Raw genomic sequence first — 22871 nt, forward strand, 5'->3', positions numbered from 1 at the left:
AAAAGCTGACACCAGCCATCACTCAAATCTAATAGATTTTACAACAGCTTACCTGAAACCTTCCGGTAGGCACCGCGTTTCCGATGCATTCCGCAATCAGCCGAATGACAGGGCGAGCCCCTCGCTCTGAACAAGGAGACCAAGATGAACAAGATGCTGAAAATGATGACCGTCGCCGTGCTCGCATCGACCGCCATGGGCGGCGTGGCACTGGCCCAGTCCTCCTCCGCCACCGCAACCGCCGATCTCAACATCCGGTCCGGTCCGGGACCGCATTATGAATCCATCGGTTTCATTGCCTCCGGCGATACCGCCACCGTGGAAGGCTGCCTCGACGCCAGCAAGTGGTGCCGCGTGGACTATAACGGCGTCAATGGCTGGGCCTATTCCGATTACCTCACGGCCGACCTGTCGGGCGAAGTGGTTGTGCTGACTGACCGCTATGCCGATGTCGGTCTCGAAACCGTCACCTATACCGATGACGGCGGTGCCGAAGGCGGCGCGCTGGCCGGTGCTGCAGGCGGTGCCGTGGTTGGCGCCCTCGTCGGCGGTCCGATTGGCGCGGCGATTGGCGGAACGGTGGGTGCCGCGAGCGGCGCGACCGCCGGCGCCATCATTGATCCGCCCGAAACCGCGCGTGCCTACATCACCGCCAATCCGCTCGATCCCGTCTATCTCGAAGGTGAAGTGGTGATCGGTGCCGGCGTGCCCGATACGGTCGTCCTCGAGACCATCCCCGACTACGAATACAGCTACGTCTACATCAACGGCCAGCCGGTCCTCGTGGACCCGGCGACGCGTCAGATCGTCTACGTCCTCCGCTGATTGTAACCCCGGCATCCTGGGCCCCGCCTGGGATGCCGGCCCCTGGTGGCGCCATCCAACCTCGTGGCGCCACCAGCCCCATTTATCCGGATTGGAACCATGGTTTATCTCACTCGGTCGCAGCGTCGTCAGCGGGCGCAGCTGATCAAAGCCGGCTCTCTCGTAGCCCTTGCCCTCGTCGCCTTCACACCCAAGGACCTGTCAGCTCTGGGCGCGCTTGTCGCGCCGTTGAACCCGGTCGGCGTCGTCCATGCCCAGGAAGCTCCCAGCGCAGATTGAATCCCATTCAGCCGAGTGTGCGAGAAGAAGCGGAAGGCCCTTGCTGCGGCTCTGCGGGGGGCGGGCACCTGCACCAGGGGCCTTCCTGAGGGTCGGCGACTTCTGTGCATGGGGACGCCGACGGGAACACTCTAGCAGACGGCTCCTGATCCATGCCTTCGTGCCGCTGTAAGCGGTTTGTAAGCTTGCGCCCCATAGAATTGCCCCATGCTCAGCCGCCTGCTTTTCCCCCTCCTTATCGTCCTTGCCTGCGCCAGCCCTGCTCTGGCGCAGGGCAACAGTGCCGAGGGTCGGGAAAATGGCAATGGCAACGGCAACGGAAATCCGGGCCAGCAGGGAAACGGCAACGGCAATTCCAATGGGAACGGCAACGCGGGCAATAACGGCAACGGCAACGCCAATGGCGCGGACAACGGCAGCGGAAACTCCAATGGCGGCGGAAACGGCACTTCCAATGGCGACGGCAACGGAAACTCCAATGGCAACGGTAACGCCAACGGAAATTCCAGTTCCAACGGCAACGGCAATTCTGGCGGCAACGGTGATCCCGCTTCGGGCAGCGATAGTGCCGCGCCCGGACCAAGCAGCTCAACCGGGTCCGCCAGCAGCACGGCCGGCAGCTCCAGCAGCGACGGCGATGCGGGTAATGCCGGCGGTGGCGGCAATTCCGGCTCCAACAGCCCGATCGCGGGGGGCAACTCCAGCGCCACGCCGGTGCCGAGCGGCAGCGGCACGCCGGCGCCCGGCAATGCTGCTTCCGCGCCTGCCAGCAGGCCGCTGACGCCGGATCAGGCCCGCCGCGCTGTCGAGACGCGGCAGGCAGCCCCGCTCAAGGATTTTGTAGAGGGCATAAGGCAGCGCAACGGCGGAGAAGTGGTGGACGCCAGCCTGCTGCAGGTCGGGGAAATCCTCGTTTATGCCATCAAGGTCGTGGAGCCGGACGGCGCCCTGACCGTCCAGTATTATTATGCGCGCTCCGGCGGCTATATCGGGAGCCAATGATGCGCATCCTATTGTGCGAGGACGACGACGAGATTGCACAGTCCCTGGCGGTCACGCTGGAGCGGTCGGGTTTTGGCGTCGAACGGGAAAGCGACGGCGAGGCAGCGCTCTATCGGGGCGAAACCGAGAATTTCGACGCAGTCGTGCTCGATTTGGGCCTGCCACAGATGGATGGCCTCACCATCCTCAAGCGCTGGCGTCGGGCAGGGCGTCTGATGCCGGTCCTGATCCTCACGGCCCGCGGCCAATGGGAGGAGCGTGTGGAGGGCATAGAAGCGGGCGCCGACGACTATGTCATCAAGCCATTTCACGTGATGGAGATCGTCGCCCGCTTGCGCGCTCTCATCCGGCGAGCTGCCGGTCTCGCTTCATCGCGCATCACCTTCGGCCCCTATGAACTCGACACCCGCACACTGCAGGTCAGCAAGGACGGTGTGCCCTTCGATCTCAGCCCGCAGGAGTTCAAGCTCGTCTCCTATCTCCTGCACAACAAGGGACGGGTCATCTCTCAACTCGAGATCACCGAGCATCTTTACCGACAGGATTACGAGCGCGATTCCAATGCCGTGGAAGTTCTCGTCGCCCGCGTGCGCAAGCGCCTGGGCCATGAGCTGATCAAGACCCGTCGTGGCTTTGGTTACACCTTGGGGGACGACTATTGAGGCCCCACTCGCTGAGGTTGCGATTGCTGGGCCTGGCCGCTGTGTGGGTTGTCGGCTCGTTGGCCGCGGCCGCCTTTGTCCTCCAATACCTGTTCATGACCAATCTTGAGCGGGACGTGGCCAAGGATTTGGAAGCGGCGATGACACGGGTTATCGCGCTCATCGATCTTAATGCCGCAGTGCCGGCGCTGGCGGGGCCGCTTCCCGACCCGCGATACGAGACGCCCCTGGGTGGGCGCTATTGGCAGATCGAGGCAACGGACGGAAGCGGGGCACTTCGGTCTCGCTCGCTATGGGACATGGTCATCCCCGCCCAGGGCCAGGGCGACGGACTAAGGCACTTCTCCGGCCCCGATGGTTGGCATCTGGTCTATGTGACCCGCAGCATCGACGTCGGCGGTCGCACGTTGCAGGTGAGCGTCGGCGAGGACCATGACCCTATCCATGCGGCGGGCACGGCCTTCCTCTGGGATGTCGTGTGGCTCTTCAGTCTGCTTGGTGCGCTGATCCTGGCCGCCGCCTGGTTGCAGCTCCGCCTGGGACTGGTGCCGCTCACCCGCCTGCGCGAGGAGATCGACCGCATCAGGCAGGGAGCGCAGACGCGTCTCGATGTCGCCTTCCCCAGCGAATTGCTGCCCTTGGTCGATGAGGTCAACGCCTTGCTCGGTGAGCGCGAAGCCAATATCGAACGGGCTCGGGAGCGCGCCTCCGACCTAGCCCATGGCCTCAAGACGCCGCTCGCCGCTCTGCACGGCATTGCCATCCGGGTGCGGGAAAAGGGCAATGCTGCCGACGCAGACCTGATCGACGATATGGCCTTCGAAATGTCGCGGCGGGTCGATTACCAGATGCGTCTCTCGACCATTCGCCTGCGCAGCCATGGCCATCGCGAGAGCGCTTCGCTCAACAGCGCCATCCTGCGCACCATTGCCGTGCTGAAGAAAACCGGCCGGGGCGAGGAGCTGCACTGGCTGGCCCAGCTCGAAGAGGAGATCACGGTCGACATCCATCGGCAGGATCTCATGGAACTCGTCGGCGTCCTGCTGGAAAACGCCGCCCACTGGGCAAGCAGCCGGGTGATCGTGCGATGCGTCACTTCAAACGCAAAGGCAATGCTGGCCATTCTCGACGACGGCCCCGGCATACCGGAGGATCAGCTCTCGCTGCTGGGTGAGCGTGGCCAGCGCCTGGATCAGTCGAAGCCCGGCACAGGTCTGGGCCTCGCCATCGCCCGGGAGATCGTGGCGCTCAATGGCGGCAAGATCCAACTGAGCAAATCCGATATTGGTGGCCTTGCAGTGACCATCACCTTCCGGCTGGCACAGCCGGAACTGCCGGCGCCTTAGCTTGAGCCTGGACGGGACCTTCCGTGTCTTCGCTCAGCAGCATCGCTGTCGCGAAGCAACCCAGGGCCAGGAAGAATGCAAAGAGCAGGAGCGCGATCATCGAACCGGACCTTTCATGAGGTGGATCACTGCCGCGGTCTGATAGGGACGCGGCGAGGATTGGTCGGACAACGGCGATGAGTCCGCGAAGTTCCGCTAAATGGCTGATGTTAAAGTAATATTTTTAATTCAGTGGCAGTAATCTGCCCGTAAGCTTCGAGAAAAATGCGCAGGCGGATAGTTTTCCTGCAACCGATGCGACATACGCGCGTTATTTGAGTATCGGAACGCGATTGAAAAATATCGAAGACCGATAAAAAGAGCCCCGAAGGCGAAAGCCTCCGGGGCTTTTTCATGCCCTGCTCGTCCGCATGGAACGGGAGGCGGGCAGGCGGGTTGCGTGAGGGAAGCACATCGAGGAGAAGACCCATGACCACTGCCCAAAAGAAGCCCGCACCTCTCGAAACTGGTTCAGGCGACCAGAAGGACGACAATATCGACGATCTGGGCCGCCGCCCCGACGGCTCCGAAGAGGACCAGCCCGTCGACGCGGGTCGCGAGAAAAAGTCCCCTGGGGAAAAGCCGGACTCTGGACGCCACTGACGCGACATAATTGTCGCGGACGCTTTAACGGTGTTGCCTTCGAACGGGTCCGGGCATATTCACGTCCAGCATATGCCCGGTTCGGATTTTTGAGTGCACACGCCCGATTACACATCTGCGCGCAAGGCGATGGTGGACAACCAGGTCGCCACCAGCTCGGTAACCGATCCCCGGTTGCTGAGCACCTTGCGTCGCGTGCCGCGCGAACTCTTCCTTCCCGCTGATCGCCACGCCCTTGCCTATAGCGACGCACATCATCCCCTGGGGCAGGGCAGGTTCCTCGTCGCGCCGGCGGTCTTCGCGCGCCTGGTACAACTGACGGAAGTGTCGGAGACCGACCGCGTCCTCGACTACTGGCCTTCGACTGGTTACTCCACCGCTGTCCTGTCCGCCCTTGCTCGCGACGTCGTCGGGTTCGAACCCGATCCTGCACTGGCCGCCGAAGCCCGTATCCGCATGGCCGAGTTGGGCATTTCCAATGCCGTGATCACGCAACAGCTCGCGCCAGGCGACCTCTTTGACGTCGTCCTGGTCGAAGGCGCCGTAGCCGAGATACCGGCGGACCTGCTGCAAAAGCTGGCGCCCGGCGGGCGGCTTGTATGTCTGGTCCGTAACGGGCCGGTGGGTGTCGCCACCGTCTGTCTGCGCGGCGTTACGGGTATTGTTACAAAAACCTGGTTCAATGCGACGCTGCCGGTCATCGACCTTCAGCCAGTTCCGGAGCGCTTCGTCTTCTAGATTGTGTTGCGTTCTGGTCACGTTGCGCCGGGACCTTGATATTAAAGTTTTGTAGGGATTGCCTGGGTCGGTTGTGTACCCCATCTGCCGGGCATTAGAGTGCTGGGGTCTGGAGGCTTGGTCTGATGAAGATTCTTGGGGTACTGACGGCGAGCACGCTCGCCATCATGATGGCAGCTTCGTCGGTCGGCACGGCACAGGCTCAGTCGATCACGCAGGCCCTAACGGCCGCCTATGACCACGCCCCTGATCTGCAATCCGCCCTGATCGCAGCCAAGGCCCAGGCCGAAGGTATCGTTCAGGCCAAGGCGGGCACGATGCCCACCCTCGGCGCCTCCATCAGCGGCAATACCGGCAGCAGCCTGATCGGCGGCACCTGGAGCGACCCCAACCTGTCGTTGACCACAGGTCTGTCGTACAACCAGACCATTTTCGACAACGGCAGCACCGCCGCCCAGGTCGAGGCGGCGCGCGCCGCCGCCGAAGTTGCGGAGTACCAGATCCGCAATACCGAGCAGAACGTCCTGCTCTCCGTGATCCAGGCCTACATGAACGTACTGAGCGGCCGCGAACTGCTCGCGCTGCGCCAGGACAACGTCAATTTCTTCCAGGCCCAGTTGCAGTCGGCGCAGGATCGTCTCGACGTGGGCGAGGGCACCCGCATCGATGTCGCCCAGGCCCAGGCGCGCCTGGCGCAGGGCCAGGCAGCGCTGCAGGCCGCGTCTGGCACGTTGCAGTCCAGTGAGGCGACCTTCCAGCGCCTGGTCGGGCAGCGCCCGCAGGGCCTGTCCACCAGCCACAACTATTCGCGGCTCATTCCGCGCTCGATCGACGCGGCGATCTCGGAAGCGGAAATGGGCCATCCGGCGATCCTGCTGTCCAAGGCCGGCATTCGCGCCGCCCAGGCCGGCAGCGACGTTGCCCAGGCATCCTATTATGGCGCCACGACCAGCGTCTCGGGTCAGGTCGGTTCCACTTGGACCGGTCCTTCGGGTGGCCTGCGGGATGGCATTTCGGCTTCCATGGGCTTCCAGATCACCATTCCGATCTATGCCGGTGGCCGCATGGGCTCCAGCGTCCGCCAGGCGAACCTGCAGCAGATCCAGTCCGAGGTGGACGCCATGTCCGCCTATGACCAGGTCCGCGAAGCGGTTATCTCCGCCTGGACCGGCATCCAGAGCGCCGACGCCCAGATCAGCGCCGCTCAGGCAGCCGTCACCTCCAGCAACACCGTGCTCGATGGCGTGATCCAGGAGCGCGACCTTGGTGCCGCCACCACGCTCGACGTGCTCAATGCCCAGGCCGATCTGACCAGCGCACGCGAGGCGCTTATCAACGCCTCAAACGGCAAGACCATTGCCACCTTCTCCCTGCTGAGCGCCATGGGCCGCATGACCGCTGAGGATCTCGGCCTCGCCGTCGAGATCAAGACTGCGGTGCCCTACACCCAGGCCGTCGAAGATGTCTGGCAGGAACTGCGCACCATCGCCGAATAGTCGGCGTTTGTCAGATCGATCCAAATCTTGTGGCTGGGCTCGTCCCGGCCACAACTTTTCGTGGAAGACGCCAAGTTGGGGGCTTGGGGTGATTCCTAATCCTGCGCCTTGCGATTAAGCTGTTGGTTACGAATCGGGGATGGTGACTGCGGAGACCACCCCTAGTCGGGCGCATGAGTAAGAGGCACTGATGAACAAGCCGGCACCCAAAGAACCCTCCATGGACGAAATCCTGTCGTCCATTCGGCAGATCATCGCAGACGATGACGCCGCAGGGGCGCCGCGTCGTCCGTCTGTGCAGTCGGCGCCGCCGCCGATGCAGGCCGCTCCGGCCCGGGCGCTGAGCGACTCTGACGACCGCGACTTGAGCGACATGCTCGACGATATCGAGCCCTTGGCCCTTTCGCCCTCGCAGATCGTCGACGATGGCGACGATGCAGGTGGCTTCAGCTTCGATTCCATTCTGGCCGATACCGAGGCGCCGGCCGGTGCCCCGCCGCTGGTCGAGGCCGAAGACGTCACCTTCGATATGGACGATCTCCCGAGCTTCGATCCGGCGCCCGCTCGCCCGGCTGTGGTGCAGCCGCTGCGCAGCCCGGCTCCCGAACCGGCTCCCGTGGCGCGCGCCATTCCGGAGCCGGAAATCGAAGTCGAGGAACCCGTCTTCAGCGCGGCAAGTGCCGCGCCGCTCCCCGATCCGACCCTGACGGCCGATATTGCCGACCAGTTGCTTGAGCCGGCCACCCGTGCCGCCGTGCGCGGTTCCATCGGCAAGCTCAGCGCCTTGGGCATCGGCAATCCGAGCCTCACCATTGAGGCCATGATGCGCGACATGCTGCGCCCCATGCTCAAGGAGTGGCTGGACGAAAACCTGCCCTCCGTCGTCGAGCGCATGGTGGAAAAGGAAATCGCCCGCGTATCGCGCGGCGAGTAACGCCCGACGCGGTGCGAGGGCTGTTGACCCCGCACCCCGCATTTGCTTGAAGACTGCCAGCCTGTTTCCGGCCCGCCACGGTCTTTCCTGGCGGGTCGCTGCTGTTCGCGAGTGACGTTATGCTTGAAAAGACCTACGAACCGGCCGTCGTCGAAAGCCGCATCTACGATGCCTGGCTCGATGCCAAGGCCTTTGCCGCCGGTGCCGGCGCAAAGCCGGGTGCGGAAACCTTCACTATCGTCATCCCGCCGCCCAACGTCACCGGCTCGCTCCATATCGGCCACGCGCTCAACAACACCATCCAGGACATCCTCGTTCGCTTCAACCGTATGTTGAAGAAGGATGTGCTCTGGCAGCCCGGAACCGACCATGCCGGCATTGCCACCCAGATGATCGTCGAGCGCCAGCTCGCCGAAAAGCAGATGGATCGCCGCACCATGGGACGCGACGCCTTCATCGAGCGCGTCTGGGAATGGAAGGCCGAAAGCGGCGGCACCATCATGAATCAGCTCAAGCGCCTCGGCGCCTCGGCCGACTTCTCGCGCGAGCGCTTCACCATGGGCGATCGCGGCCAGCCCGACGACCAGATGGTCCGCGCCGTCACCAAGGTCTTTGTCGAGCTGCACAAGCGCGGCCTCATCTACCGCGCCAAGCGCCTCGTGAACTGGCATCCGGGTCTCGAAACCGCGATTTCCGATCTCGAAGTCGAAAATATCGAGGTCAAGGGCCACATGTGGCACCTGCGCTACCCGCTGGCCGATGGCGCAACCTACCAGTTCCCGATCAAGGATGAGGACGGCAACGTCACTGGTACCGAAACGCGCGACTACATCATCGTGGCCACCACCCGCCCCGAAACCATGCTGGGCGACGTCGCCGTCGCTGTTCACCCCGAAGACGAGCGCTACGCTGGTCTGGTTGGGAAATTCATCGAGTTGCCGCTGGTTGGCCGCCGCATTCCCGTTGTCGCCGACGAATATGCCGATCCGACCCTGGGCACGGGCGCGGTGAAGATCACCCCGGCGCATGATTTCAACGACTTCGAAGTCGGAACCCGCGCCGGCGTCGAGCCGATCAACGTCTTCACCACGCGTGGCGCCATCATCGATGCCGATTTCGTTCCCGCAAAATATCGCGGCATGGATCGCTTCGAAGCCCGCAAGGCGATCGTCGCCGACCTGACGGCAATGGCCGAAGAAAACCCGACGCGCGGCCTCGACCATATCGAAGACAAGAAGATCATGGTGCCGCATGACGAGAAGTCCAAGCTCGTCGTCATCGAACCCTTCCTAACCGACCAGTGGTGGGTGAAGGCCGATGTGCTGGCCCAGCCGGCGCTTGCCGCCGTCCGGGAAGGCCGCACCAAGTTCGTGCCGCAGCAATACGAAAACACCTATTTCGCCTGGCTGGAAAACATCAAGCCGTGGTGCATTTCGCGCCAGCTCTGGTGGGGTCACCAGATCCCGGCCTGGTATGGTCCGGACAATGAGGCTTTCGTCGCCTATGACGAAGCCGAGGCCCGTGCGGCCGCCGAAAAACACTATGGCAAGCCGGTCGAGCTGACCCGCGACCCCGACGTGCTCGACACATGGTTCTCATCCGCCCTCTGGCCGTTCTCGACCCTGGGCTGGCCGGACGATACCGCCGAGCTCAAGCGCTATTACCCCACCGACGTTCTCGTCACCGGCTTCGACATCATCTTCTTCTGGGTTGCCCGGATGATGATGATGGGCCTCGAATTCCTCAACGAGGAGCCCTTCCACACGGTCTACATGCACGCCCTGGTCCGCGACGAAAAGGGCCAGAAGATGAGCAAGACCAAAGGCAATGTCATCGACCCGCTTAAGCTCGTCGACGAGTTCGGCGCCGATGCCACCCGCTTCACCCTCGCTGCCATGGCCGCGCAGGGCCGCGACCTCAAGCTCGCCATCAGCCGCGTCGAAGGCTACCGCAACTTCGTCACCAAGCTGTGGAACGCCGCCCGCTTCCTCGAGATGAACGAGTGCCGCCGCGTCACCGGCTACGATCCGCGTGCCAATACGCTGCCGCTCAATCGCTGGATCGTCGGCGCCACCGCGCGTGCCCTGGCCAGCGTCCGCACCGGCATCGAGGACTACAAGTTCAACGAAGCCGCCAACAATGCCTATGACTTCGTCTGGGGCACGTTCTGCGACTGGTACGTGGAATTCGCCAAGCCCGTCTTCATGGGCGAGGACGAGGCCGCCAAGGCCGAGACCCGCGCCACCGCTGCCTGGGCGCTCGACCAGATACTGGTCATGCTGCATCCGATGATGCCCTTCGTCACCGAAGAGCTCTGGGCTGAGACCGGTAAGTTCGGTCCGGCGCGCACCGAGATGCTCATCACGACCGAATGGCCAGACCTCTCGGGTCTCGAAGATGCCGCTGCCGATGCCGAACTTGCCTGGCTGATCGACGTCATTTCAAATGTCCGCTCGGTCCGCGCCGAAATGAACGTGCCGGCCAGCGCCAAGCTGCAGATGGTGGTGACCGGGGCAGGGGAGGAGACTTTGCGTCGCCTCGTCGCCGGCACCTCGCTGATTTCCCGTCTGGCCCGCCTCGAGGAAATTTCGCCGCGCAACGAAGTGCCGGGCGAATCCGCCCAGTTCGTCGTCGGCGACGCGACCTACGCCCTGCCGTTGGCCGGCGTGATCGACATTGCCGTCGAAAAATCCCGCCTCGAAAAGGAAGTGGGCAAGCTCGATGGCGAGATTTCTCAGGTCGACAAGAAGCTGGGCAATGAGCAGTTCGTCTCCAAGGCACCCGAAGAGGTGATCGAGGAGCAGAAGGCCCGCCGCGAAGCCGCCGCCGAGCGTCGTGAAAAGATTCTCGAAGCCCTCAAGCGCCTGAGCTGATCGCCATGACCGATACCGCCGGCCCTCCCAACGATCGCGCCTTGCACAACGGTCTCGTGGGGGGTGGGGCGGTGCTGGTGTTCGACGGCAAGGGCGGCATGCGCCGGCACGAGGGCGGCGAGCCTCCCGTCGTGCCGCCGGGCGGCTTCAAGCTGGTCGTCGGCAATTCCAAGGCGCCGGAATTCAAGCTCTGGCTCAAGAGTGAGCTGGGCGAGTTCAATTCCGGCCTCGTCACAGCGCCCACCTCCCGCAGCCGCTGCAGCGTCCTGGATGATCGTGCCCTCGTCATCCTGCGCGTCGTCCGGCCCGGCGCCGCCCCCCATGATGTCGGCCGCCAGTTCCTCACGATCTGGATCGAGCGCAGCCGGGTCATCATCGCCTCCGAGCTCAACATTCTCGACTTTCTGGGTCTCGCCAGGGCCGAGCAGGCCGAATACGCCCCGACGACGCCGGCTGACCTCATTTCTCGCCTCGCCCTGCGCGCCTCCGACCGGTTGGAGCCGCTGATCGAGATGCTGGGCGATCGGCTCGACGAGATCGAGGAAACCCTCATCACCCAGAAGACCGAAAAGGCGCAGGACAATCTCGAGCAGTTGCGCCGCACGCTGATCAGCTTCCGCCGCCTCGTCTGGCCACAGCGCGACGCCCTCTCGACCCTTGAGGTCGAGGACCTCTCGTTCTTCTCCGACCGCGACCGGCTGCGCCTGCGCGAGGCGGCCATGCGCACCGCCCGTATCGGTGACGAGTTGCAAGCGCTGTCCGAACGCGCCGTGCTTGTGCACGAAGAAATCATCGACGACCGCGCCGAGCAGATGAACAAGGCCATGCTGGTCCTGGCCGCGGTGACAGTGATCTTTTCCCCGCTCACCTTGCTGACCGGCCTTCTCGGCACGAATGTGTCCGGCATTCCCTTTGCTGAGCACCCCGGCGCCTTCTGGGTGGTCTGTGGCGCCGTCCTGGCCATTGGCCTCGGCGCCCTTTGGGTCATGCGAAGGCGGCGCTGGTTGTAGGCGATGGATTGCCCGGACAAGCCGGGCAATGACGATGGGGGCGGATGCCTCCACACCGTCACCACCCGGCTTGTCCGGGTGGTCCATCTTCTCACCCTCAGATGCTCGCCTGCACAGAATGCAATCCGGCATAGACGCCGTCTCGCGCCATCAACTGGTCATGCGTGCCTTCCTCGACGATGCCGTCATTGGTCAGCACCACGATGCGGTCGGCATGACGCACCGTCGACAGCCGGTGGGCGATGACCAGCGTCGTGCGGCCCCGCGCCAGGCCCAGCAGGGCCTTCTGCACGGCCCGCTCGCTCTCGTTGTCGAGCGCACTGGTCGCTTCGTCGAAGATCAGCACCGCCGGGTTCTTCAGGAATGCCCTGGCGATGGTCAGCCGCTGCCTCTGGCCACCCGACAGCTTGACGCCGCGTTGTCCGATCTCCGACTTGTACCCCTCCGGCAAGGCCAGGATAAACTCGTGGGCATTGGCTGCTTTGGCTGCGGCGACGATATCTTCGTCGCTGGCATCAGGCCGGCCATAGCGGAGGTTCTCTTCGACTGAGCCACTGAACAGGTAGACGTCCTGCTGCACAACTCCGATATTCTGACGCAGAGATGCAAGCGTCACATCCCGCACGTCGTGGCCGTCAATGCTGACGCTCCCACCCACCACGTCATAGAAGCGGGGTATCAGGCTGCAGAGGGTGCTCTTGCCCACGCCCGAAGGCCCCACCAGCGCGACGAACTCGCCGGGCGCGATGCGAAGTGACACCCCGTCGAGCACCTTTTGCGCGTCGTCATCATAGTGGAAGCTGATATCGGTGAAGCTGATGCTGCCCTTTACGTCTCGCAGCGGCATGGCGCCGGGGCGGTCCGAGATCTCCGCCTTCTCTTCCAGCAGCTCCATCGCCCGCACGAAGCCAGTATAGCCCAGTTGCCAGAGACGGATGAAGTTATCGAAGCGCTTGATCGGATCGAGCAGCACCCCCACGCAGAGCAGCAGCGTCAGCATGTCGGCTGCCGTCAGGTCGCTGGTGAGGATGCGAATGGCCCCGCCCACGATCACCACCACGGTGATCAACTGGCCGAACGCTTCCATGCCGCTCCAGAGCAGGGCCTCGCTCCGATAGCCATCCTCGCGGCTCTCCAGGAATCGTCGGTTTTCACGGCCAAAGCGCCGGATTTCGTCCCCCTCATTGGCGAAGGACTGCACGACGCGTATGCCGCCCAGCGCGTCCTCGACCCGCTCGTTGATATCGGCGATGCGTTCTTTGGTCTGGCGCAGCGCAATATTCATGCGGCGGTTGAAGTACAACGCGTAACCGCAGGCGAACGGGAGGAGAAGTGCGATGGCGAGTGCGATCACAGGGTCGATATAAGATAGCACCGCCATGGCCCCGACGAATTTGAGGCTGGCAATGGCCAGGTCCTCGGGCCCGTGGTGGAACAGTTCGCCAAGCCAGAGCGAGTCATTGGTGATGCGGCTCATGAGCTGGCCGGTGCGCTGCCGGTCGTAATAGCTGAACGACAAGGTCTGGCAGTGCTCGAACAGCTCCTGGCGCACCTGCGCCTCGATCTTGGCGCCCATGGCGTGGCCTCGGTAGTCGACAAAATAGGTGGCCAGGGCCTGGACGAGAAAGACGCCGACCATCAAGGCGCCCAGCACCAGCAACTGTCCCATTGCGTCTGGCGCCGCGCGCAGGTCGGGCAAACGTCCGACAATGTGGTTGGCCATCAGGGGCAGGGCCAGGGCGGTGCCGGCAACCAGCACGGCGCAGCCGAGAACCGCCGCCAGCAGCGGCAGGTGTGGCCGATAGTAGGATGCGAAGCGTCTCAGCCGCAGCCGGGCGATATCGCGCGCTGCGGTGTCGGGCTCGGAATTTCGGGCGAGAAGTCGGGAGAGCAGGCTAGGGCGTTTGACGCGCCGATCCTGCGCGGAAGACGAAGAAGACATGAGAAACTCTGTCCTGATGAGGAGATGGGTTTTTCTTGGTGGACAGAGTGGTTTTCATCTCGATCTCCCCTTGGAGTGTTCAGCAACTATGCGGCGCGCCGGGCCGCCTGGCAATGTCGGCGTGGTCACAAGCCTGTCTCTGTGACGATTCCGCAACAACGGCATCGATTCCAGTACAGCCCTCTCACCATCAACGATTTGGCGATGTTTCCCGCCACAATCTGCCCCTAAAGCAGGTTGCATGGCATTCGGGGGCGGGTGCCTGCCGGGACTGTCTGGCCACTTTGGGCCCGGCTGTGTCTTGGTATCCCGAACCCCGATAACCTCTGAATTTGGCGCGAAAACCGCCTGAAACGGTACGAATGAACGTGTTTTTGCCGATCGCTGTTGCTCCATACCCGGCGCATGTCGCCTGTCGGGACGGGCTCGATCATCGTTGTGATGGGTTGGGCTGAATGCGGTCACAAAGCTCGTTTACGAAGTCTTCACACTTTGCTTTGCCCGCCAGCGTCCTCCGGGCAAGATCACCCTTGAACCGCGGCCACGCGTCGGCCGCATTGGCAATGCCCGGGCAACCGGCATGGTCGCGTCTATTCGCCCATGGCCCCATGGGCAAAAGGAGTATCATGCGCATCTCTGGGGAGTTTTCCCTTGCCTGCGCTGCGTCAGGATTTTTGTTGGCCCTCGCCATGGCCGTGCCCGCGCACGCCCAGACGGCGGCCGACGCTGCTTTCGACTTTGCCAAGACGCTGGACGGCAATGGCTCGATCGTGTCGAGCGACACGTATCTCTCCGCCCTTGAAAGCGACGCTGCCGCCGGTCGGCCGCTCGCTCTCTGGCAGCTCGGCACCATGTATGAAACCGGCGAAGGCGTCGACAAGGACCCGGTAAAGGCCTTCGGCTATTTCGCGCAGATCGCCAACCAGCACGCAGATACCGCCCCGAAAGGCCTCGAGGCCGATATCGTTGCCAGCTCCTTCGTGAAACTCGGTGAGTATTTCCGCATCGGTGTGCCCGAGGCCGGCGTCTCGCAGAACCCGGCGGAGTACCACCGCATGCTCATGCATGCCGCGACCTATTTCGGTGATGCCGAGGCGCAGTATCGCATCGGCATGCTCTACCAGCAGGAAGAGGGCCTTGGCGTCAGCCCGATGCTCAGCGCCCGCTGGCTGCTCTCGGCTGCACACAAGGGCCACTGCCTGGCGCAGGCGCAGTTGGGCAACCTGCTGTTCAACGGCATGGACAGCTACGACCCGCGGCCTGCCGAAGGGCTGATGTGGCTCAATTTCGCCCAGACCACCTGCCTCGGTACCGGTGACGTGGCGACGGCCGAACACCTGCTCAACAGCGCCATGGCTGTTGCCACCCCGGAAGTTCGTGCCGCCGCGGTGGAAATGGCCAATTCGGGCGTCGTCATCAGCGCCGAATTCTAGTCCGGGAAAAGGGCGCCTCGGCTAGAAGCTGAAGGCGCCTTCCACTGGCACATGGTCGCTCGGCTTGTCCCAGCCGCGTACATCCTTGTGGATCACCACATCGTCCAGCCGATCGGCCGCCTGCGGCGAGAGCATGAGGTGGTCGATGCGGATTCCGGCATTGCGCCGCCACGCCCCGGCCTGGAAATCCCAGAAGGTGAACGCCTGCTCGGCGGTGATGGCCCGCAGCGCGTCGGTCATGCCCATATTGCGCAGGATGCGAAATTTCTCGAGGCTTTCCGGCCGGTAGAGCGCATCGCCCCACCAGGCATCGGGATCATGCGCATCGAGAGGCGCAGGGATCAGGTTGAAGTCGCCCATCAGCACAAAGGGCTCCTCCAGGGTCAGGCGCTCCTCGACGAAGCGATTGAGCCTGTCCATCCACCGCAGCTTATAGGGAAATTTTTCGGTATCCACCGGATTGCCGTTCGGCAGGTAGATATTGCACACCCGCACCACGCCACCCTCGACCGAGAACACGCCCTCGATCAACCGGGACTGCTCGTCCTCGGCATCGCCCGGCAGGCCGCGATGCACCTCGTCGAAAGGGACCTTTGAGAGCAGCGCCACGCCGTTCCAGCTCTTCTGGCCGTGCGTTTCGACATTGTAGCCCAGCGCCTCGATTTCGGCCTTGGGAAACCCGTCGTCCACGCTCTTGATTTCCTGGAGGCCGACAATGTCCGGCTTTTCTTCTTCAAGCCAGCGCAGCAGCAATTCCAGCCGCGCCTTGATGCCGTTGATATTCCAGGTGGCGATACGCAGGGTCATGTCGGCGTCCTCAGGTCAGTTCGGCATAGACGGCCTGGATGATATCCTTCGGATACCGTCCCGTGCACCCCTCGAGTGCCGTATTGCTCATCGAAATCAGCGACAGGCCGTTTGCAGGGTCGATCAGCCATGAATGCCCATAAACGCCGCCCCAGTTGACGGTCCCCTTGGCCGATGGCGAACCGGCAGCCACTGGATCGTCGACAATGGCTCCGAAATAACCGAAGCGCTGTCCGGCTTCGCGTTCGACCTCCCCGATCTGGTTGGAAAAGGCCGCGGCCACAGTATCGCGGCTGACTACGCCACCGCCGCCATTGAGCATCGCCTCGAGAAACCGCAGCACATCGGCCGGCGTGCCGGCCATGCCGGCGCCGCCGGATTGGAACGCTGTCTTGCTGAAGATGCGGGACGGTGAGAATACCACCGGGCCGTTGTCGCCCTCGACCGCCTGCGGATCGGTCATCGGCGTCGGCGGCACTCCATCGGCATAAGGCTTTGCGAGGCGACTTTCGTCGGCCACGAAGAACCCGGTTTCCGTCATCCCGAGCGGTCCGGTCACATGCGCCTTCACGGCATCGCCCAGCGTACCGCCATGCACCTGCGCCAGCACCGCGCCGAGCACATCGATGGCCACCGAATACTGCCAGGCAGAACCCGGCACATAGGCGAGCGGATGCCGGGCCACCCGCGAAAAATTCTCTTGAAGGCTCCGCTCGGTTTGCCCCAGGCCCGTCGTGATTTCAGGGTCCTGCGGATAGCCATAGGATAGGCCGGCCGTATGCGTCAGCAGGTGATGGATGGTTATGGCCCCCTCGCGGCCATCCTGGAGCCGCGGCGCGAACCAAGGAATGTACTGCTTCACTGGCTCATGGAGCCCGATCAGCCCCTCGTCCACCATGGCGAGAGCTGTGGCAGCCACAATCGGCTTGGTCACCGAGGCCAGCCGATAGATCGCATTGTCGATCATCGGCGCGCCGGCCTCGCGATCGAACCAGCCGGCCGTGCGCCGATAGACGATGTCGCCATGGCGTGCCACGGCCAGCTCAGCGCCAACAATGGTCTGGTTGGCGATGGCGGCATCCATAACGGCGTCGATACGGCTGGTCATGGCGTCGATTCCTCCAAACTGGGAGGGACTTTAGCCGCTGTCCGATGTCGGGTGAAGCTAGACCGCGAAGCTGGTGCCGCAGCCGCAGGAGGCAACAGCATTCGGGTTCTTGATCTGGAAGGACTGGCCGATCAGATCGTCGACGAAGTCGATCTCCGCACCGCCCATGAATTCGAGGCTGAGCGAGTCGATCAGCACGGTCGCGTCGCCCTTGGCCAGCACCAGGTCGTCCTCATTGGGCGTTTCCTGCACGAGATTGTACTCGTACTGGAAGCCGGAACAGCCGCCGCCCGCCACCGAAATGCGCAACACCGTTCCGGGCGCTTCCTTGGAGAGAATGCGCGTCACACGCTTGGCGGCGCGATCCGAAAGGGTTACGGCAGGGGTGGCCAGCGCGGCTTCGGTCATGGGGAAATCCCGATTGGTCGTAATGTCATAACGCTGCCGCTAAGATAGGCGCTCCAGACGCCATTGCAAAGGCCCGGACTTACACATGAGCGAGACCGCCCCCTATGCCGCCAAATCCGCCCAGTCCCTGGGCCGGCTCCACGGCGCAGGACCCAGCCCCACACGCTCAGAATTCCAGCGCGACCGCGACCGCATCATCCATTCCACGGCCTTTCGCCGCTTGCAGCACAAGACTCAGGTTTTCCTCGCCCATGAAGGCCGGCATTTCCGCAATCGTCTGACCCATACGCTTGAAGTCAGCCAGATTGCCCGGTCCATCGCCCGCGCCCTACGGCTCGACGAGGATCTTGCCGAGGCGGTCGCGCTCAGCCACGATCTCGGCCACACGCCATTTGGCCATGCTGGCGAACGCGCCCTGCATCGGGCCATGGAGCCCTATGGCGGGTTCGATCACAACGTTCAGGCGCTGCGCGTCGTCACCCTGCTCGAAAACCGCTATGCCGAGCATGACGGCCTCAACCTCACCTGGGAGACGCTCGAAGGCATTCTCAAGCACAACGGCCCGCTGCTCGACGCCCAGGGCCGTCCTTACGGCCGCTACGCCCACGAAGGCCTGCCATCCGGCCTCGACGCCATCCCGGCGCCGGCCGATCTGCGCCTTTCGACCTTTGCCAGCCTCGAAGCCCAGGTGGCCGCCGTCGCCGACGACATCGCCTACAACGCTCACGACATCGACGACGCGCTGCGGGCCGGCCTCGTCACTGTGCCCGATTTCGCCGATGTCCCCATGGCCGGTCCCATCGTCAGCGAAGTGCTCGGCCTTTATCCCGATATTGGCGCCAAGCGCCATGCCCACGAAATCCAGCGCCGCATGATTACCCGTGCCGTCGAAGACGTCATCGCCACCAGCGCCGCCAGGATTGCGGCTGCCGGTGTCGAGACCAGCGAAGACGTCCGCCTTGCCGGTGAGCCGCTGGTTACCTTTTCCGCTGCCACCGCCAACGCGGAAAAAGGCCTCAAGGCCTTCCTCTTCGACCGGGTCTATCGTCACGAGGCAGTCATGGTGCCAGTGCGCGAAAGCGAGAGCGTGGTCGAGCGCCTGTTCGCCGCCTACATGGCCGATCCCGACATGCCCGGCCGCTGGGGCGAGGCGGGCAGGGCGGTCACCGGAGCCGAACGGGCCCGCATCGTTGCCGATTTCGTCGCCGGCATGACCGACCCCTATGCGCTTGATCAATATCAGCGCCTGTTTGACGCTCGCCCGGATTTCCGTTAACCGCACTGAATTGGTGAGGCGCCTAGCCAACAACCTTCCTCGGACTTGAGCCGAGGACCACTCTCTACACCGCGGAAGCGGCGGCTGGCCCTTGGGTCACGCCCGAGGGCGGCATCGTGGTTGTGGATGCGCCTTTCCTCCAAACTAGGACACTTGGTCGTTAAGCCATGGATATTTTCGCCCTTTTCACCACCCGGGTCACCGAGGCCCTGCGTGCCGATTACCCCCAGCTCGACGCCGAGCTGCTGTCGCGCGTCGTGGTGGAACCGCCGCGAGACGCTGCCCATGGCGACCTTTCGACCAATGCGGCCATGGTCGTGGCCAAGCCGCTGGGCAAGAACCCGCGCGAAGTCGCGGCGGCCCTGGTTGAGCGCTTCAAGTCCGCGCCCGATGTGGAATCTGTCGAAGTAGCCGGCCCCGGCTTCATCAATTTCCGTCTGTCGAATTCCATCTGGCATCAGGTGCTGAAGGCCATCGGCGCACAGGGCGACAATTATGGCCGCTCCGATCTCGGCCGGGGCGAACGGGTCAATGTCGAGTATGTCTCGGCCAACCCGACCGGTCCCATGCATGTCGGCCACACTCGCGGCGCCGTCTTTGGCGATGCGCTGGCTTCGCTTATGGCCTGGTCCGGCTATGACGTGACGCGCGAATATTACATCAACGACACCGGCGGCCAGACCATCATCCTCGGGCAATCCGCTTTGCTGCGTTATCGCGAGGCCCTGGGCGAAACCATCGAAATCCCCGCCGGCTTCTATCCGGGCGAGTATCTCATTCCCGTGGGCAAGACGCTGGCGGCCGAATATGGCCCCTCGCTGCTCGAAAAGCCCGAGCAGGAAGCAGTGCTCATCGCCCGCGAGGCCGCCCTTGCGGCCATGATGGAACTGATCAAGGCCGATCTGGCCCAGCTCAATATCCATCACGACGTCTTCTTCTCCGAGCGCACGCTGCACGGGCAGGGGGGCGACATCGACACCACGCTCGACTGGCTGCGCGAGGAGGGCATGGTCTATCAGGGCCGGCTCGAAGCCCCCAAGGGCAAGACGCCGGAGGAGTGGGAAGACCGCGAGCAGACCCTGTTCCGCGCCAAGGATTATGGCGACGACACCGATCGGGCGCTCATCAAGTCCGATGGGTCCTTCACATATTTTGCGGCCGATATCGCCTATCACCGCAACAAGTACCTGCGCGGCTTCAAGCATATGGTCAATGTGCTCGGCGCCGACCATTCGGGCTATGTGAAGCGCCTTTCTGCGGCAGTGAAGGCCGTCTCCCATGGCGAGGCCGACATCGACGTGCGCATCTGCCAGCTTGTCCGCCTGCTCAAGAATGGCGAACCGTTCAAGATGTCCAAGCGCTCGGGGGACCTTGTGACCCTGGCCGACGTGGTCGAGGAAGTGGGCGCCGATGCTACCCGTTTCATGCTCCTCTTCCGGCGCAACGACGCGTCGATGGATTTCGACTTTGCCCTGGTCAAGGAGCAGACGCGCGACAATCCGGTCTTCTACGTCCAATACGCCCATGCCCGGGCCTGCTCGATCTTCAAGACCGCCCGGCGCGACATGCCCGAACTCGACATTTCGCCCGCAGCGCTTGCCGCGGCCGAGGTCGAATTGCTGGGCACGGCTGCCGATATCGAGTTGATCCGCCTGCTCGGCGCCTGGCCGCGCACGGTGGCAGCGGCCGCCGTGGCGCACGAGCCGCACCGCATCGCCTTTTATGTGCACGAACTGGCTGCGGCGCTTCATGGCTTCTGGGCAAAGGGCAAGGATGATCCGCAGTTACGATTTGTTAACCAGTCCGACCCGAAGTTGACGCTTGCTCGACTCGCACTCGTCGATGCCGTTCGCCAGGTTATCCGGAACGGTCTGGGGATTTTGGGGGTCTCTGCGCCCGAAGAGCTTTCATAATTCGGGCGCATTGGTGTGAACACTCGCGGCGAAATCCTTGACAGGACTATCCGCATTCTAGGGGCGCTGCCTGAAGACGACAGCGAAACCGCAATCAATGGCCGCACAGACTGACGCACCGGACGACCTCATCGCCGAATTGGCACGCCTCATGGCCGACGACGCCAAGGTGACGCCGCCACCGGCCAACGACAAGTCGGCGCCGATTCGTATTCCGGGCGACGCGCCCGGGCCGCGTTTTGACTTTTCCGCTTCAAGCAATCTAGCGTCCAATCAGGCGCCGGCTTCGCCCGTGCGCATTCCCGGTGCCGACGCTGCGCCCGCTGCTTCTGCTAATAACGAAGCCTTCCCCTTCAATTTCGATTTCACGCCGTCCGTCGCCAAGCCGCCAGCCGCTCCTGCACCCGTTCCCACGACGCCGGCTCCGGTTGTTGCGCCGGCTCAGCCTGTGCCGCCCGCCGAGCAGCCGGTTTCCGCTGCCGACGAGACCGGGGAACTCGACCACGACAGCCTTGCCGACCTGATCGCAGCCGAACTTGCCGCCGATCTCGGCGCCGACCGCCAGCCTGAGTCCGCCGCGCCAGTCGCGCCCGCTCCGGCCAAGCCTGCTGCTGACAGCTTTGGCGTCCCTCCGGTCTTTGGTTTGGGCTCGTCCCAGCCGGTCGCGTCGTCTGCACCCGTCGCGCGTGAGCCTGCGCCCACGCCAGCCCCCCAGGCTCCGCGTCCCGAGGTGGCAGCACGCGCTCGCGAGGACGATGCCGTCGATCCGCTCGACGAGATCGAGCGTTTGGTCGGTCCCGCCGTTCGCCTCAATACGGCCAGCCCGGCACCGGCACCGGCGCTGCGCAGCCTTGCGACCCCGGTCATGCCCGAGCCGGTCATCCCCGAGCCGGCCAAGGCGCAGCCCGCCCCGGCGCCGGCTGCCATCGGCTCTGTGGACGAGGCCATCCTTGCCGCCGCTGCCGCGACCGGCGCCCATGTCGAATGGGTCAATGCAGGCTCGCCGGACGTTGATGATATCGCCATGGAAGCCGAACCCGAGGTGGCGCCCGCGCGTTCCCGCGTTCGTGGCTTCCGCATGAGCCGCGCCGTTGCCGGGCCGCTCGTTGCCGTCGGTCTGCTGGCCATTGCCGGTTTCGGCCTTTACTGGCTGCTGGGGCAGGGTGGCGCGACCACCGGACCCGCCCCCGTCATCGTCGCCGATACCACCCCCACCAAGGAAGTGCCCGAAGTCGACACCAGCGCGTCGGCCCAGCAGTCGGTGGTCTTCAATGAGATCTCCGGCGCTTCCGCGAATGTCGAGGAGCAGATCGTCTCCCGCGACCAGTCCGATACCGAAGCCGTGGTGGCGGCCAACACGCCCGCCGCGACCTCGGGAGTCATCCCTGACGCCACCGGCACGACTGTCGATCCGAACCAGGATGGGCTCGTCAATCGCAAGGTCCGCACCGTCACCGTGCGTCCCGATGGCACTATCGTAAGTGGCGACGACAGCATGGCCGGCACGGCCATCCTGCCGGTCGATCGCCCCAACGTGCCGGATGTGCCGGGCGCCGATTTCACCACGCCCGACCTGATCGCCAATGCCTCGGCCGAGGCCGAAGCGGCCGCCGCCACCACGCCGATCGACCCTGCGACGGTGCCCGCGACGCCGACGGCACCCGCTGCCGAACCGGGATCGAGCATTGCCGTCGTCGACGCCACGGGTCAGCCCATCACCGGCCGCAGCGTGACCGTACCGATGCAGCGTCCGTCGGACTTCTCCGCCATGGCTTCGGCGGCTATCGCTTCCGCCAATGCCGCGCCCGCCCTGGCCGCGCCGAACACCACCACCACCGCCACCACGCCGGTCGCGGCCGCGCCGCAGGAGGCAGCACCCACTGCAACGGCGCCGACCGGCACGGCCGCCGCCTATGTCCAGCTCGCCTCCCAGCGCAGCGAGGCAGAGGCCCAAGCAACCGTCCAAGCCATCAACACCCGCTATGGCGTGCTGTTCGGCGGCGCATCCCCCCAGATCCAGCGCGTCGATCTGGGCGAACGCGGCATCTACTACCGTGTGCTGGTGCCGGCCGCGTCGCGCGAAGGCGCCGCCAATATCTGCACCAATGTGAAGGCCGCCGGCGGCGATTGCCTCGTGCTCTAGCTGATGTCCGTCGCTTGACGCTGGCTCGCACCAG

General features: G+C 64.0%; 20 protein-coding genes. 15 read left to right on the forward strand and 5 right to left on the reverse strand.

The window, feature by feature from the left end:
• Window positions 1-144 precede the first annotated feature (144 nt).
• From JEQ47_RS12495 to JEQ47_RS12515, 5 genes are all read left to right on the forward strand, one after another.
• Window positions 145-825, forward strand: coding sequence for a DUF1236 domain-containing protein (locus JEQ47_RS12495; protein WP_236020787.1), 681 nt, complete (start codon window positions 145-147; stop codon window positions 823-825).
• A 99-nt stretch (window positions 826-924) separates the two neighbouring features.
• Window positions 925-1104 carry a hypothetical protein gene (locus JEQ47_RS12500; protein ID WP_198876713.1) on the forward strand — a complete coding sequence of 60 codons (180 nt, stop codon included), beginning with the start codon at window positions 925-927 and terminating at the stop codon, window positions 1102-1104.
• A gap of 207 nt (window positions 1105-1311) precedes the next feature.
• Window positions 1312-2106 (forward strand): PepSY domain-containing protein, encoded by a 795-nt coding sequence (locus JEQ47_RS12505; protein ID WP_198876714.1) that lies wholly within the window; start codon window positions 1312-1314, stop codon window positions 2104-2106.
• Window positions 2106-2768, forward strand: coding sequence for a response regulator transcription factor (locus tag JEQ47_RS12510; RefSeq protein WP_198876715.1), 663 nt, complete (start codon window positions 2106-2108; stop codon window positions 2766-2768). Before JEQ47_RS12505 ends, JEQ47_RS12510 begins: the two co-directional genes overlap by 1 nt.
• 23 nt (window positions 2769-2791) lie before the next feature.
• Window positions 2792-4114 (forward strand): sensor histidine kinase, encoded by a 1323-nt coding sequence (locus tag JEQ47_RS12515; protein ID WP_198876716.1) that lies wholly within the window; start codon window positions 2792-2794, stop codon window positions 4112-4114.
• 209 nt (window positions 4115-4323) lie between these two features.
• Here the strand turns inward: JEQ47_RS12515 and JEQ47_RS12520 are convergent, their stop codons facing one another.
• On the reverse strand, window positions 4324-4584 hold the full coding sequence (locus JEQ47_RS12520) for a hypothetical protein (RefSeq protein ID WP_198876717.1): 261 nt from the start codon (window positions 4582-4584) through the stop codon (window positions 4324-4326).
• Here JEQ47_RS12520 and JEQ47_RS12525 point away from each other — a divergent pair.
• The 6 genes from JEQ47_RS12525 to JEQ47_RS12550 all read left to right on the forward strand — a co-directional run bounded on the left by JEQ47_RS12525 (window position 4583) and on the right by JEQ47_RS12550 (window position 11807).
• The gene (locus JEQ47_RS12525) at window positions 4583-4756 is read left to right on the forward strand and encodes a hypothetical protein (protein ID WP_198876718.1); all 174 of its coding nucleotides are present in this window, start codon (window positions 4583-4585) and stop codon (window positions 4754-4756) included. The two genes, JEQ47_RS12520 and JEQ47_RS12525, sit on opposite strands and share 2 nt — an antisense overlap.
• 93 nt (window positions 4757-4849) lie before the next feature.
• The gene (locus JEQ47_RS12530; protein ID WP_198876719.1) at window positions 4850-5494 is read left to right on the forward strand and encodes a protein-L-isoaspartate O-methyltransferase family protein; all 645 of its coding nucleotides are present in this window, start codon (window positions 4850-4852) and stop codon (window positions 5492-5494) included.
• Window positions 5495-5619: 125 nt separating this feature from the next.
• The gene (locus tag JEQ47_RS12535; protein ID WP_198876720.1) at window positions 5620-6990 is read left to right on the forward strand and encodes a TolC family outer membrane protein; all 1371 of its coding nucleotides are present in this window, start codon (window positions 5620-5622) and stop codon (window positions 6988-6990) included.
• Window positions 6991-7180: 190 nt separating this feature from the next.
• Window positions 7181-7924, forward strand: coding sequence for a DUF2497 domain-containing protein (locus JEQ47_RS21060; protein ID WP_198876721.1), 744 nt, complete (start codon window positions 7181-7183; stop codon window positions 7922-7924).
• Between the two features lie 119 nt (window positions 7925-8043).
• Entirely contained in the window at window positions 8044-10797 is a 2754-nt protein-coding gene (locus tag JEQ47_RS12545; RefSeq protein ID WP_198876722.1) for a valine--tRNA ligase, read from the forward strand.
• Between the two features lie 5 nt (window positions 10798-10802).
• Window positions 10803-11807, forward strand: a complete 1005-nt coding sequence (locus tag JEQ47_RS12550; RefSeq protein ID WP_198876723.1) for a CorA family divalent cation transporter — start codon at window positions 10803-10805, stop codon at window positions 11805-11807.
• 97 nt (window positions 11808-11904) lie between these two features.
• Here JEQ47_RS12550 and JEQ47_RS12555 read toward each other — a convergent pair whose 3' ends face one another.
• Window positions 11905-13632, reverse strand: coding sequence for an ABC transporter ATP-binding protein (locus JEQ47_RS12555; RefSeq protein ID WP_236020862.1), 1728 nt, complete (start codon window positions 13630-13632; stop codon window positions 11905-11907).
• A gap of 743 nt (window positions 13633-14375) precedes the next feature.
• Here JEQ47_RS12555 and JEQ47_RS12560 point away from each other — a divergent pair.
• The gene (locus JEQ47_RS12560; protein WP_198876725.1) at window positions 14376-15182 is read left to right on the forward strand and encodes a tetratricopeptide repeat protein; all 807 of its coding nucleotides are present in this window, start codon (window positions 14376-14378) and stop codon (window positions 15180-15182) included.
• A gap of 21 nt (window positions 15183-15203) precedes the next feature.
• Here JEQ47_RS12560 and xth read toward each other — a convergent pair whose 3' ends face one another.
• Genes xth through JEQ47_RS12575 form a run of 3 tightly spaced genes read right to left on the reverse strand, consistent with a single transcriptional unit; the run spans window position 15204 to window position 17505 of the window.
• The gene (gene xth / locus JEQ47_RS12565) at window positions 15204-15983 is read right to left on the reverse strand and encodes an exodeoxyribonuclease III (protein WP_198876882.1); all 780 of its coding nucleotides are present in this window, start codon (window positions 15981-15983) and stop codon (window positions 15204-15206) included.
• A 16-nt stretch (window positions 15984-15999) separates the two neighbouring features.
• Complete coding sequence (locus tag JEQ47_RS12570) at window positions 16000-17097, reverse strand: serine hydrolase domain-containing protein (protein ID WP_198876726.1); 1098 nt, start codon at window positions 17095-17097, stop codon at window positions 16000-16002.
• 57 nt (window positions 17098-17154) lie between these two features.
• Window positions 17155-17505, reverse strand: coding sequence for a HesB/IscA family protein (locus JEQ47_RS12575; RefSeq protein ID WP_198876727.1), 351 nt, complete (start codon window positions 17503-17505; stop codon window positions 17155-17157).
• Between the two features lie 85 nt (window positions 17506-17590).
• Here JEQ47_RS12575 and JEQ47_RS12580 point away from each other — a divergent pair, with 85 nt between their 5' ends.
• The 3 genes from JEQ47_RS12580 to JEQ47_RS12590 all read left to right on the forward strand — a co-directional run bounded on the left by JEQ47_RS12580 (window position 17591) and on the right by JEQ47_RS12590 (window position 22837).
• A complete protein-coding gene (locus JEQ47_RS12580) occupies window positions 17591-18781 on the forward strand; it encodes a deoxyguanosinetriphosphate triphosphohydrolase (protein WP_198876728.1) in 1191 nt (396 codons plus the stop codon).
• A gap of 167 nt (window positions 18782-18948) precedes the next feature.
• Window positions 18949-20694 (forward strand): arginine--tRNA ligase, encoded by a 1746-nt coding sequence (gene argS / locus JEQ47_RS12585; RefSeq protein WP_198876729.1) that lies wholly within the window; start codon window positions 18949-18951, stop codon window positions 20692-20694.
• Window positions 20695-20791: 97 nt separating this feature from the next.
• Window positions 20792-22837 (forward strand): SPOR domain-containing protein, encoded by a 2046-nt coding sequence (locus JEQ47_RS12590; protein WP_198876730.1) that lies wholly within the window; start codon window positions 20792-20794, stop codon window positions 22835-22837.
• Window positions 22838-22871 lie beyond the last annotated feature (34 nt).

It is taken from the genome of Devosia sediminis, assembly GCF_016411825.1.
GTDB lineage: Bacteria > Pseudomonadota > Alphaproteobacteria > Rhizobiales > Devosiaceae > Devosia > Devosia sediminis.